The sequence below is a fragment of the Pseudomonas sp. MD195_PC81_125 genome, from assembly GCF_014060985.1.
GTDB classification, from domain to species: Bacteria; Pseudomonadota; Gammaproteobacteria; order Pseudomonadales; family Pseudomonadaceae; genus Aquipseudomonas; species Aquipseudomonas parakoreensis.
Genome location: NZ_JABULD010000668.1, coordinates 1 through 11102, shown reverse-complemented (window position 1 = coordinate 11102; position 11102 = coordinate 1). Strand labels below are relative to the sequence as shown.

General features: G+C 60.8%; 10 protein-coding genes and 1 pseudogene. 5 read left to right on the top strand and 6 right to left on the bottom strand.

All coding sequences use genetic code 11. The features are described from left to right. Positions 1-725, bottom strand: a 725-nt coding sequence (locus tag HT737_RS26370) for a helix-turn-helix transcriptional regulator (protein ID WP_182404308.1), incomplete at its 3' end; no start/stop codon positions are given. 78 nt (positions 726-803) lie between these two features. Here HT737_RS26370 and HT737_RS26365 point away from each other — a divergent pair. Beyond that, a pseudogene (locus tag HT737_RS26365) lies at positions 804-1908 on the top strand (cytochrome P450). Here the strand turns inward: HT737_RS26365 and dmeF are convergent. The 3 genes from dmeF to HT737_RS26350 all read right to left on the bottom strand — a co-directional run bounded on the left by dmeF (position 1905) and on the right by HT737_RS26350 (position 3957). After that, positions 1905-2834, bottom strand: coding sequence for a CDF family Co(II)/Ni(II) efflux transporter DmeF (gene dmeF / locus HT737_RS26360; RefSeq protein WP_131671310.1), 930 nt, complete (start codon positions 2832-2834; stop codon positions 1905-1907). The pseudogene HT737_RS26365 and the gene dmeF overlap by 4 nt on opposite strands. 12 nt (positions 2835-2846) lie before the next feature. Then, entirely contained in the window at positions 2847-3122 is a 276-nt protein-coding gene (locus HT737_RS26355; protein WP_182404307.1) for a metal/formaldehyde-sensitive transcriptional repressor, read from the bottom strand. A 496-nt stretch (positions 3123-3618) separates the two neighbouring features. Then, entirely contained in the window at positions 3619-3957 is a 339-nt protein-coding gene (locus tag HT737_RS26350) for an FKBP-type peptidyl-prolyl cis-trans isomerase (protein ID WP_041073359.1), read from the bottom strand. Between the two features lie 163 nt (positions 3958-4120). Between HT737_RS26350 and HT737_RS26345 the strand changes: the two genes are divergently transcribed. Then, positions 4121-5200 carry a sensor domain-containing diguanylate cyclase gene (locus HT737_RS26345; protein WP_182404306.1) on the top strand — a complete coding sequence of 360 codons (1080 nt, stop codon included), beginning with the start codon at positions 4121-4123 and terminating at the stop codon, positions 5198-5200. A 10-nt stretch (positions 5201-5210) separates the two neighbouring features. Here the strand turns inward: HT737_RS26345 and HT737_RS26340 are convergent, their stop codons facing one another. Further along, positions 5211-5519, bottom strand: coding sequence for an RcnB family protein (locus tag HT737_RS26340; RefSeq protein ID WP_027613230.1), 309 nt, complete (start codon positions 5517-5519; stop codon positions 5211-5213). A 424-nt stretch (positions 5520-5943) separates the two neighbouring features. Here HT737_RS26340 and HT737_RS26335 point away from each other — a divergent pair, with 424 nt between their 5' ends. Further along, complete coding sequence (locus HT737_RS26335) at positions 5944-7236, top strand: MFS transporter (protein WP_095668919.1); 1293 nt, start codon at positions 5944-5946, stop codon at positions 7234-7236. Between the two features lie 11 nt (positions 7237-7247). Further along, positions 7248-8015 (top strand): substrate-binding domain-containing protein, encoded by a 768-nt coding sequence (locus HT737_RS26330; RefSeq protein WP_182404305.1) that lies wholly within the window; start codon positions 7248-7250, stop codon positions 8013-8015. Here the strand turns inward: HT737_RS26330 and HT737_RS26325 are convergent. Continuing rightward, entirely contained in the window at positions 8005-8919 is a 915-nt protein-coding gene (locus HT737_RS26325) for a LysR family transcriptional regulator (protein ID WP_121186034.1), read from the bottom strand. The two genes, HT737_RS26330 and HT737_RS26325, sit on opposite strands and share 11 nt — an antisense overlap. Positions 8920-9156: 237 nt before the next feature. Here HT737_RS26325 and HT737_RS26320 point away from each other — a divergent pair, with 237 nt between their 5' ends. Next, complete coding sequence (locus tag HT737_RS26320; protein ID WP_182404304.1) at positions 9157-10965, top strand: monovalent cation:proton antiporter-2 (CPA2) family protein; 1809 nt, start codon at positions 9157-9159, stop codon at positions 10963-10965. Positions 10966-11102 lie beyond the last annotated feature (137 nt).

The window sequence follows — 11102 nt, the reverse complement described above, 5'->3', positions numbered from 1 at the left end:
GCAGGCTGCGATCTTTTGACCTTCGCGTCTAACGGCAACTCAAGACCAAACCGCGTACCCATTGCCTTGCGCCCCGCCACGGTCAGTGCCAACGCCCGACTGTCAAGATCCTGCGTCACCCACTTGCGTTTCAACGCCATCTGCAACAACGCCGCGCCCAACGAACCGCCCAGATGCGGCCGACGCATGCTCCAGTCCAGGCACGGGCAAGCGAACTTGCGGCGCAAGGTACTCAAGTCCTGCACCTCTATCCCCAAGCCCACGAACAGCGCCTCGCCACTCTCGCTCAAGCGATAAGCCCGCTCGTCGGTTTCCACCAGCCATCCCGCCGCGAGCAAACGGTCATGCAGCAACACCGCCAGCGTGCCGGCCATATGGTCGTAGCAAGTGCGCGCGAATTGCAGACGATCCGGGGTGTGCGGCTTGAAGCTAGGCACGGCGTTCTGGCCGATCACCATCAACGCTTCCAGCGCCTGCGCCACCCGTTGATCGGCAAGGCTGTAATAACGATGGCGGCCCTGCACGTGCAAGCGCACCAGCGACAGATCCTTGAGTTTGGCCAGGTGCGCGCTGGCGGTAGAGGCGCTGACCTCGGCAACGGCGGCCAATTCAGTGCTGGTGCGGGCGTGGCCGTCCATCAGCGAGCAGAGGATTTTGGTGCGTGCCGGTTCGGCGATGGCGGCTGCCACCTGCGAAACGCCGATGTCTTGATGTTCTGCGTGCATATTTCGCTCCCCGACGAATCGTCCTCGCTGCGAACTGAAGATACTCGCATCACTTTCCCGACGACAAGGTTGTGAACCATGGACCCGATCATCGCTGCGACGCATGCCGATCCCTACCCTTACTACGCCAAACTGCGCGCCGAGGGCGGACTGACCTTTGATCATGGATTGAAACTGTGGGTCGCCAGCAGCGCCCGAGCGGTGCGTGCGGTGCTGACGCATGCCGATTGCCGGGTGCGGCCGCTGCAGGAACCGGTGCCCAAGGCGATTGCCTCGGGGCTGGCTGGCAAGGTGTTCGGACAGTTGATGCGGATGAACGATGGCGAGCGTCAGCGCTGTCCACGCTCTGCGGTGGAACCGGCACTGCAGTTGATCGATGACGATCAGGTACGCGCATTGGTGGCAGCACGGCTGATGACAGCGGACGCGGACGGCTTATATAAGGCGATGTTTCGCGGCCCGGTGTGTGTGGTCGCGACGCTGCTCGGCTTCACCCCGACGCAAGGTCGGGCGATCAGTGAGCTGACGGCGGATTTCGTCGCCTGCCTGTCGCCGCTGAGCAATGACCTGCAACTGGCGGCGGCGCATGCGGCGGCTGAGCAATTGCGCGGTTACTTCATCGAGTTGCTGGCTGAAGCCAACAGCGATTTGCTCCAGGCGATCGAGCAGCGATTCGCGGGGGACAAAGAAACCCTGATCGCCAACCTGATCGGACTCTGCTCGCAGACATTTGAGGCGACAGCCGGGCTGATCGGCAATGCACTGATTGCGTTACGGCGTGAACCTGAGTTGCGCGATGCCTCTGTGGACGCACTGTTGGCTGAAGTTCAGCGCTTTGATCCGCCGGTGCAGAACACTCGGCGCTTTGTCACACAGACTTGCGAGATCGATGGCGTGCGGCTCGAGGCTGGCGAGGTGATTCTGGTGCTGCTGGCCTCGGCCAACCGCGATCCTTTGTTAAATGCAGAGCCCGAGCGGTTTCTGCTGGATCGTCCTGACCGGCGCAGTTTCAGCTTTGGCAGCGGCCGGCATCAGTGTCCGGGGCAGACACTGGCGCTGAGCATTGCCGCTGCGACTGTCAGAAAAAATCCTTGATCAGGGTATGAATCTGCAACAACTGACGTGGCATTACCGCCCTTCCCTCAACGGGCGGATTCCACTGTTCAGCGCAGTGCGACCTTAAGCGCTGCGCAACTCGATGGTCAGGTGCGACAGTTCATGCACCGGCGCCAGCCGTTCGCGAATCGCCTCCGCCGTCACGCCCGCCGCCGCGACCACACTGACAATCGCCGCCCGCGCCTGCGGGCCGACCTGCCAGACATGCAGATCGCTGATGCGCACATCGTCCGAGGTTTCCAGCAACTCGCGGATCTCCGCCGCCACCGGCTCGTCGGTGGTGTCGAGCAGCACCGCGGCGCTGTCGCGCATCAGGTTGTAAGCCCATTTCGCGATGACAATCGAACCGACAATCCCCATCGCCGGGTCCAGCCATACCCAACCGAGATAGCGCCCGGCCAGCAACGCGGCAATCGCCAGCACCGAGGTCAGGGCATCGGCCAGCACATGGACGTAGGCCGAGCGCAGATTGTTGTCGTGATGGTGATGATGATCATGACCGTGGTCATGCTGATGGCCGTGGTCATGGCCGTGATGGCCCATCAACAGAAAGGCGCTGAGGACGTTTACGCCCAAGCCGACAATCGCAATAACAGTGGCTTCGCCAAACGCCACGGTAGTCGGTTCGAACAAACGAAAAATCGACTCGCCGGCAATGCCCAGCGACACCAGCCCCAGCACCATTGCCGAAGCAAATCCGGCCAGATCGCCGACTTTGCCGGTGCCGAAACTGTAGCGGCGGTTGTTGGCATTGCGCCGGGCAAAACCATAGGCTGCCGCGGCGATACCCAACGCGCCGGCATGGGTCGCCATGTGGAAACCGTCGGCCAGCAGGGCCATGGAGCCGGTGATGTAGCCGGCGGCAATTTCGCCGATCATCATCACCAACGTCAGCGCCACCACCCACAAAGTGCGGCGGGCATTTTCGTCGTGAGATGCGCCGAGAAACTGGTGATCGTGGCTGAAACGCTCAGCGCTTGGGGTCAGGCTCATGATGCGGATGCTCTATTTGGAATAACGGCGGATGGCTTGCAACAGATCTTCGGCGCCTTCGGCACGCTGTTCGTCGGTGAGGTCGGGATGCGCCACGTGCTCACGGGTGTGAGCCTCAATGAACTGCTCCATCAAACCGTTGACCGCCCCGCGAATCGCCGCCACCAGGTGCAAGGTCTTGGCGCAATCGGCATCGCCTTCCAGCGCTTTCTCCACCGCCTGCACCTGCCCAGCAATCCGCCGCACGCGGTTGAGCAACTCGTCTTTGTGTTCGTGAATGTGCGACATACCTATACCCCCTACCCCTATATGACGCGCATAGTCGCCGATGGCTTGGGCAATCGCAAGTTCGGTGAGCCTTCAAGGGATGAACGGGATGCGGAAAGCGATTTCACTCCCCCTGTGGGAGTGAGCCTGCTCGCGAAAGCGGTGGACCTGCTAGTTGCACGGCAGTCGAAATCCGGATCCGATCCGGATCGATGGATCTTGGGGTCGCTTCGCAACCCAGCGGGAGCAAGCTCCCTCGCCACAAGGAAAACGGCGCAAAGGAGAATTTCACATGACCAAAAAAATAGATGCCCACGTCGTCGCCACATAAGTCGCCATGGGCCCCAATGAGCGGGATCGGCACCGGGCGCAGGACGCGATGGCAATGGTGGCCTGAGTAATCGTGACGAGGGGGATCGCCAAGCGATACCTCAAGTAGGCCTGCTGCGCAGTCCATCGGGGATAAATCCCCTCGCCACAGGTTACATGGAAATTGATTGATCGGCGGTTGCCCGCCTCAATCCTCCCGCGTCAAAACCTCCAGCAACTCAATCTCAAACACCAGATTCGAATTGGGCGGAATCTTGCCCATCGTTCGTTCGCCGTACCCCAGATGCGCCGGCACCAGCAGTTTGCGCTTGCCGCCCACTTGCATGCCCATCAGCCCCTGATCCCAGCCTTTGATCACCCGGCCCGTGCCAATCACGCACTGGAAAGGTTTGCCTCGGCTGTGGGAAGAGTCGAATTCGCTGCCGTCTTCCAGCCAGCCAGTGTAGTGGGTGGTGATCAGTGCACCTTTGACGGCAGCCTTGCCCTCGCCCACCTGGAGATCGATTACCTGCAGTTCATCATTCATGCCATTCACTCTATTGTTCAGCTGGTCGCCGTTTTCCCAGAAATGTCGGCTGTTCGCAACTCATTAACGAAGATTGGCGCTGTATCCGAAGTGACTGACAACCCATTAAGATAGCCAACCGCCATTACTTCACGGATCGATTGTTCATGCTGGCAGTTCCCGAATGACTGACCTCTGGATCAGCCTTGCCCTTGGCGTTGTCATGCTTGGATTGATCGCTGTCCTGATCTGGCGCGAGCGCGGCTTGCGCAAGCAACTGGACGAATACCGCGAGCTGCTGACCCGCGCCGCCGAACGCCAGAACATCCACCAGGACGGTGACGCCGAGCGTTTCAAACGCAGCCAGTACTTTGCCCGCATCGGCACTTGGGATTGGGAAGTCGACACCGACCGGCTGTATTGGTCGGACGCGATCTACGGCATGTTCGGGTTCAAGATCGGCGAAATCACCCCGTCTTATGCGCTGTTCTGCGCCTGTGTGCACCCGGACGACCGCGTCAGAGTGCGCGAGGGTGAATTGCGTTGTCTGGAGACCGGTGAAAACCATGACGAGGAATACCGCGTGGTCTGGCCCGACGGCACGATTCGCTGGCTGCGGGAAACCGGCAATGTGGTGCGCAACGACCACGATGCGGTGATCAAGATGATGGGTGTGGTGCGCGACATCACTGAGGAAAAAGCCTCGGCGAGTTACCTTCAGCACCTCGCCCACTTCGACCCGTTGACCGGTTTGCCCAATCGTCTGGTGCTTGAAGAGCGTTTATCCGAAGCACTGGAACAGGCGCGCCGCAGCCTGACCCGCGTGGCACTGGTGTTTATCGATCTCAATGGTTTCAAGGCGATCAACGACCATTACGGTCACGCCGCCGGCGACCGCGTGCTGATCACCACGGCGACGCGTCTGAAACGCATCCTGCGCGCCACAGACACCGTCGCACGGATTGGCGGCGACGAATTCGTGGTGATCCTGCAAGGCCTGGCCCCGAGCCTCAACCTGCAGGAGGAAGCCCGTAGCATCTGTCAGAAGATTTTCATCGAACTGTCGCCGCCGATCAGCATCGGCAACGACCAGCGCCACATCGGCACCAGCCTTGGCGTCGCGGTATTTCCCGACCATGCGCCGACCATGGATCGGCTGTTGCACATTGCCGATCTGGCGATGTATGAGGCCAAGCGCAGTGGGAATAATCAGTATCGGTTGGGGGGCGAGAGCCCTGCGCGGTTGCACGCCCAGGGCCTTTAAGTCCGGGAACTTAACGCTCGACAGGCTGCATCTCGACAATGGTGCCGTTGGTGATCATGACCATCACGTACTTGTCGTTGATCTGCACCCACTGCGCCTGGTCAACCGGTGCTTTCAAGCCTTTCTGTTTCCAGTTTTTCAATGCCTTGTCGCTGCGCTGATAAATGTCTGGAGCGCGGTCGTTGACCTTCAATTCACGGTCGCTGGTCGGCGACTGGACGGTGGGTTCGCTTGAGGTTTGCGCCGCTTGAACAAGTGGGCTGATCCCGGCAATGCCGGCGACGAGGGCCAGGCTGGCGATTAGGGTTTTGCTGTTCATCGGTGAACCTCCTTCAGATGTGTGATACCTGAACTCCGACTGCGGAGGACTGGAATCATTCCTTGTTTTTTTGCCTGAGCTGGCTGGGGAATTGTAGTTGGCAGGCAGATCGTCATCGCTGGTGAGCCAGCTCCCACAGGGTCCGCTGATGACACAGGATGTGTGATCGCCCCGCGAAACTGTGGGAGCGAGCTTGCTCGCGAAGAGGCCAGCACATTCAACACTTTTCCGCCTGAACCACCGCTTTCGCGAGCAGGCTCGCTCCCACAGGTTAGACGTGTTTTCAGGATTGATCCGCTTTGCGCATCAATCCATGCCAACAATGCAATTAACATCCTGTTACAGCTGCGCGACCATCCGCCGCAATAACAACCGTGCGCCGCTTCCACGTCGCGCACGTCATAAAAGCGGTGGAGATTTTTCTATGACAGCCTCAATCCCACACGGCGGCTCGCGGGCCGGCGCCATTTTCCGGGTGACCTCGGGCAACTTCCTCGAACAGTTCGACTTCTTTCTGTTCGGCTTCTACGCCACGCAGATCGCGGCGGTGTTCTTCCCGGCGAGCAGTGAGTTCGCTTCCCTGATGATGACCTTTGCCGTATTCGGCGCAGGCTTTCTGATGCGTCCGCTGGGTGCCATTGTGCTTGGCGCCTATATCGACGACGTCGGTCGTCGCAAGGGGCTGATCGTTACGCTGTCGATCATGGCCAGCGGCACGATCCTGATTGTGCTGGTGCCCGGATACGAGAGCATCGGCCTGTTTGCGCCTGCGCTGGTGCTGATCGGACGGCTGTTGCAAGGCTTCTCCGCCGGTGCGGAACTGGGTGGTGTTTCGGTGTATCTGTCCGAAATCGCCACACCGGGCCGCAAAGGTTTTTTCACCGCCTGGCAGTCGGCCAGTCAACAGGTGGCGATCATCGTCGCGGCGGCGCTGGGCTACGCGTTGAACGCGTGGATGGCGCCGAGCGTGGTGGCCGATTGGGGCTGGCGGATTCCGTTTTTTGTCGGCTGCCTGATCGTGCCGTTCATCTTCCTGCTGCGCCGTAACCTGGCGGAAACCGAAGAATTCGCCGCACGCAAACACCGCCCGAGCATGAAGGAAGTGTTCCGCACCCTCGGCCAGAACTGGGGCGTGGTGCTCGGCGGCATGCTGATGGTCGCGCTGACCACCACCGCGTTCTACCTGATCACCGTGTACGCGCCGACCTTCGGCAAAACCGTGCTGCACCTGAGCACCTCCGATGCGTTGCTGGTGACTTTGCTGGTGGGCGTGTCGAACTTCTTCTGGCTGCCGATTGGCGGCATGTTGTCCGACCGCATCGGCCGGCGTCCGGTGTTGATTGCGATGTCGCTACTGGCGCTGGCCACCACTTATCCGGCGCTGTCGTACCTGGTGCAGGCACCAAGCTTCAGCCACATGTTGCTGTCGCTGTTGTGGCTGTCGTTCATCTACGGCATGTACAACGGCGCAATGATTCCGGCGCTGACCGAGATCATGCCGGTGGAAGTGCGGGTGGCCGGCTTCTCCCTCGCCTACAGTCTGGCGACCGCGATTTTCGGTGGCTTCACCCCGGCGATGTCGACCTTCCTGATCCAGTACACCGGCGACAAGGCCGCGCCGGGTTACTGGATGAGCGTCGGCGCACTGTGCGCGTTGGGCGCCACGTTGTACCTCTATCGCCGCGCAGGCGGCCGTCTGCAACCGGTTGCCGCATAAGGAGCAACACCTTGAAAAAACTGATCAATTTCACCGCCGTCGCCCTCTTCGCGTTCAGCGCACTGGCCCATGCTGAACAGCTGAACGTGATGACGTCGGGCGGTTTCACCGCCGCCTACAAAATCCTCGGCCCGAAATTCGCGGCGGCCACCGGCAACACCCTCGACACCCAGCTCGGCCCGTCGATGGGCAAGGCGCCGGAAGCGATCCCCAACCGCCTCGCCCGTGGCGAACACGCCGACGTGGTGATCATGGTCGGCTATGCCCTTGATGATCTGATCAAACAAGGCAAGGTCGACCCGGCCTCGCGGGTCGAACTGGCGGATTCGCGGATCGGTCTGGTGGTGCGTGAGGGCGCGCCGAAGCCGGACATCAGCAGCGTCGAAAGCCTGAAGAAAACCCTGCTCGACGCAACATCGGTGGCGTACTCCGACAGTGCCAGCGGCGTGTACATCGAGAAGGAGTTGTTCAACAAACTCGGTATCGAGGAGCAGCTGAAACCGAAAGCGAAGATGGTCCCGAAAGTCCCGGTCGGTTCAGTGGTTGCCACCGGCGATTATCAACTGGGCTTCCAGCAGGTCAGCGAATTGCTGCCGGTGCCGGGGGTCAGTTTTGTCGGCAAGATTCCGGAATCGGTGCAGTCGGTGACGCGTTTTGCCGCCGGCATCCCGGTCGGTGCGCAGCATCCAAAAGAGGCCAAGGCCCTGCTCGACTACCTCGCCGCGCCTGCCGCTCAGGCTGACGTACAGGCCACCGGGCTGGATTCGGTCAAGCGCTGAGCGTCGGCGGCTGGACTTTCATTTCCACCACCAGCCGTTCCAGCTCCAGTGCTGCCGGGGTCAACGTGCGACCCCGGCGCTTGATGATGCCGACACTGCGCATCACTTGCGGATCGGTCAGCGGCACCCGGGTCAGGATCGGATGATCCGGCCCGGGCATCGCCATCAGCGGCACCGCCGCCACGCCAAGCCCCGCTTCCACCAGACCAATCATCGTCGTCACATGCCGCGTCTCGCAGATGCTCTGGCGTTGCGGCACCACTCGGCTCAAGGCCTGATCGAGCAGAAACCGGTTGCCGGACGTCTTGTCCAGCGAGATGTAATCCTGCTGATAGAACTCGTCCCAGCTCACGCTGCTGCGCCCGGCCAACGGATGATCACGGCGACAGGCGACAACGTAGCACTCCTGCACAAGCGGTTCGAAATCGACTTTGGCATCCTGTGTGCCGATGAAGCTCAAACCGAAATCCGCCTCGCCATTGACCACCGCACTGAGCACGTCGTGGGCGCTGGAATCGAGGACTTTGACCTTGATGCGCGGGAATTGCCGGTGATAACGGGCGACCACGCGCGGCATGAAGTAGTACGCCGCCGACGGCACGCAGGCCACGGTGACGTGGCCCATTCGCGTCGAAGCGACTTCGCTGATGCCCAGCAACGCCACATCCAGATCATCCAGCAAACGCTCGACGCTGGGCATGAAGCCGCGCCCGGCCTGAGTCAGGCTGACTTTGCGCGTGGTGCGTTCAAAAAGCTTTACTCCGAGGGCGTCCTCAAGCTTTTCGATGCGACGGCTCAAGGCCGGTTGTGACAGGCGCACGGTGTCGGCGGCCTTGCGAAAGCTGCCCTGTTCGACCACGGCGCGAAAGGCTTGCAGGTCGTTGAGATCGAAGTTGATGGCCATGGCGGACTCGGAAAGACTGATTCGCGAAGGCTATCAATGTAACCATTTGATGCAAATTATTACAGACTTACACTGAACCCTGTAGGAGCTGCCGCAAGCTGCGATCTTTTGATCTCCGGAATCAAGATCAAAAGATCGCAGCTTGCGGCAGCTCCTACAGCGGATCTTCGATGGATCTTGAATCGTTTCAGCCTTTATCCTTGTCACCCCCGCCGTACCGCTGTCAGGAGTCAACCCATGCCCCATGAAGGCAACCTGTTACAAGCCGCTGTCGTGTTTCTGTTCGCCGCAGTGCTCACCGTGCCCTTGGCCAAACGTCTGCAACTGGGCGCGGTGCTCGGTTATCTGTTGGCGGGGGTGATCATTGGCCCGTCGGTACTCGGTCTGATCGGTAATCCGCAGAGCGTCGCGCATATTTCCGAACTGGGCGTGGTGCTGCTGTTGTTCATCATCGGCCTGGAACTGTCTCCACGGCGCTTGTGGGTGATGCGCAAGTCGGTGTTCGGCGTGGGTCTGGCGCAGGTGCTGCTGACAGCGGCGGTGATCGGCGTGCTGGCGTTGTATGTGTTCGGTCAGCCGCTGAACAGTGCAATTGTCCTCGGCCTTGGCCTGGCGCTGTCGTCCACCGCATTCGGCCTGCAGAGCCTGGCCGAGCGCAAGGAACTCACCAGCCCGCACGGGCGGCTGGCGTTTGCCATTCTGCTGTTTCAGGACATCGCCGCGATCCCGTTGATCGCGCTGGTGCCGATGCTCGCCGGCAGCGCGCATGCCACCAGCAACGCGGAAAGCCTGAATCACGGTTTGCAAGTACTCGGCGGGATCGCCGTGGTGGTGGTCGGCGGGCGTTATCTGTTGCGTCCGGTGTTCCGCGTGGTGGCGAAAACCGGTCTGCCGGAAGTGTCTACCGCCACCGCATTGCTGGTGGTGATCGGCACGGCGTGGCTGATGGATCTGGTCGGCGTGTCGATGGCCCTCGGGGCTTTCCTTGCCGGCCTGCTGCTGGCGGACTCCGAATATCGGCATGAGCTGGAAGCGCAAATCGAGCCGTTCAAGGGCTTGCTGCTCGGGCTGTTTTTCATCAGCGTCGGCATGGGCGCCAATCTCGGCCTGCTGCTCAGCGCCCCCATCACGGTGCTTGGGCTGACGCTGCTGCTGATCGGTTTGAAGTTGCCGCTGCTGTTTGTGGTCGGGCGTCTGGCCGGTGGGCTGACCAAGGTCAGTGCAATTCGCCTGGGCATCGTACTCGCCGCCGGCGGTGAATTTGCCTTTGTGGTGTTCAAGATCGAGCGCGATCAGGGCCTGTTCGAACCGCGCCTGTATGACCTGCTGGTGCTCACTATCACCCTGTCGATGGCGTTGACGCCGTTGCTGCTGTTGATCTGTGCGCGGCTGGTCAGCCCGAAAGTGCAGCCGGTGGAAGTACCGGAGAAATTCCGCGAAATCGATACCGAGGCACCGCGCGTGGTGATCGCCGGCATGGGCCGGATGGGCCAGATCGTGGCGCGGATTCTGCGGGCGCAGAACATCAAGTTCGTCGCCCTCGACACTTCAGTGGAAACCATCGAACTGTCGCGCAGTTTTGGCGGCGTACCGGTGTTCTATGGCGACCCGATGCGCCCGGAAATCCTCAATGCGGCAAAGGTTGGCGAGGCGGAATACTTCGTGATTGCCACGGACGATCCGGAGACCAACATCAAGACCGCCGAGATCGTGCGCAAGCTGTATCCGCACATGAAGATCATCGCCCGCGCACGTAACCGTCAGCACGTGCACCGCCTGGTGGATGTCGGCGCCGAGCCGATTCGTGAGACCTATTACTCCAGTCTGGAAATGAGCCGCCGCACCCTGGTCGGCCTGGGTTTGACCCAGGCCCAGGCCGATGCGCGGATCAAGCGTTTCAAACACCATGACGAACAGGTGCTGGAGGCGCAGCACGCCGTTTACGACGACGCCGCCAAAGTCCTGCAGACCGCTCAGGAAGCCCGCGCGGAACTGGCGCGGCTGTTCGAATCGGATCAACTGGAAGAAGAAGCGCGCAAGGCCTGACCTCCTTGCACAGATCCAAACTTCAGGCCGACAGCACCGACGCCTTCGCGGGCAAGCCCGCTCCCACAGGTTTTGTGAACGACCGAAAACCCTGTAGGAGCTGCCGCAGSTGCGATCTTTTGATTTTGTTTTTTAAG